Origin of the sequence: Carnobacterium sp., assembly GCF_032094055.1 — a bacterium.
Lineage (GTDB): Bacteria > Bacillota > Bacilli > Lactobacillales > Carnobacteriaceae > Carnobacterium_A.
Window position 1 is genome coordinate 1 of record NZ_DAMDAK010000015.1, and the last position, 848, is coordinate 848.

The 848-nt window shown below is 35.6% G+C and carries 3 protein-coding genes; all 3 read right to left on the reverse strand.

All coding sequences use genetic code 11. The features are described 5' to 3' along the window. On the reverse strand, positions 1-208 hold a 208-nt coding region (locus tag RT405_RS03780; protein ID WP_313467681.1), incomplete at its 3' end, for an HTH domain-containing protein. Between the two features lie 34 nt (positions 209-242). Beyond that, positions 243-380, reverse strand: a complete 138-nt coding sequence (locus tag RT405_RS03785; RefSeq protein WP_313467683.1) for a hypothetical protein — start codon at positions 378-380, stop codon at positions 243-245. A gap of 132 nt (positions 381-512) precedes the next feature. Beyond that, on the reverse strand, positions 513-848 hold a 336-nt coding region (locus RT405_RS03790), incomplete at its 5' end, for an ATP-binding cassette domain-containing protein (protein ID WP_313467685.1).

An 848-nucleotide genomic window follows, 5' to 3' on the forward strand; every position in this document is an offset into this window, starting at 1 on the left:
AACGGTCCTCAGCCAAGACATCGCCATGTAAGACATATCCTTTAGGAGTTGCTGTTATATTTACCCCAGTAGCCCGAATCAAGGCTATATCTCCTACAATGAGTTGTCGACTAACTTGGAAAGACTTTGCTAACGCAGTAGCACTGACAGGAGCTGTTGCTTTTTTTAAAATGGACATAATCTGTTCTCTTCTTGCTGACGGTTCCATGGTTTCATTCCTCTCTTTGTGTGATAGCAGATTGTTAAAAGCTAACTTGGGCATTTTTCTTTGGCTTGATTGTTTTATGTTTATTTAAAAAAATACGAATAAAAAAACTATAAAAACTCAGTAACATCAATCCATAAATAAATGTACCAATCACTACAATATAGTTATTCATCAAAAAACCTCCAGTTCGCCATTAAAAAGAAAAGAAACTTTCTCTATTACTAATATAGGGTGATTATACCTAATTTATTTGTTTAACACTAGCTTTTTTTATAAATCGCCTTCACGTGATACTAAACTGCTTTTAATTTGAAAACTGAGCATCATACAAACGACGATAAGCTCCATTCAAAGCCATCAATTCATCGTGATTTCCTTCTTCAGCAATACCTGTTTCATCTACCACGATAATTCGTGTAGCATGTTTAATAGTAGCTAAACGATGAGCGATGATCAGAGTCGTTCTCCCTGTAGCCAATGAATTTAATGATTCTTGGATAACTTGCTCAGTAGCCGTATCTAAAGCTGATGTTGCTTCGTCTAAAATCAAAATAGGCGGATTTTTTAAAAACATACGGGCAATGGATAAGCGTTGTTTTTGACCGCCAGATAGTTTAACTCCACGTTCTCCTATAATGGT

Excerpts from the sequence above, each read along its gene's own strand:
- RT405_RS03785 (WP_313467683.1), bottom strand. The coding sequence starts at position 380 with ATGAATAACTATATTGTAGTGATTGGTACATTTATTTATGGATTGATG.